Source organism: Vallitalea maricola (assembly GCF_036985595.1).
In the GTDB taxonomy this organism is placed as follows: domain Bacteria; phylum Bacillota; class Clostridia; order Lachnospirales; family Vallitaleaceae; genus Vallitalea; species Vallitalea maricola.
In genome coordinates this window covers 1-320 of the sequence record NZ_BTPU01000387.1, presented here as the reverse complement: position 1 = coordinate 320, position 320 = coordinate 1, and the positions used below count along the sequence as shown (strand labels likewise).

At 30.3% G+C, this 320-nt stretch carries 1 pseudogene; it reads left to right on the top strand.

The window, feature by feature from the left end:
- Positions 1-101 precede the first annotated feature (101 nt).
- Positions 102-320 (top strand): annotated as a pseudogene (locus AACQ14_RS24410) (hypothetical protein); the annotation flags it as partial.

Below are 320 nucleotides of genomic sequence, written 5' to 3'. Positions count from 1 at the left end.
GTAATGCATGAAGGCAGGATCACAGGAGAATTGGCAAGAGATGAAGCTAATCAAGAAGAAATTATGAAATATGCCACTAAATAATTATAGGAGGAAACATAATGGGTAAGATAGGCTTTTTAAAGACAAAAGAAGGTAGAAGAGAGATATTTAATAGATATGGCATGGTTATTATTCTATTTTTGATGGTAATTGTAATGACCCTAATTAAACCTGTATTTATTAATACTTCAAATATTATTAATATTTTTAAACAAGTTGCAGTAATCGGAACAATTGCATATGGTGTTACCTTAATCATCATCACTGGTGGAATTGAC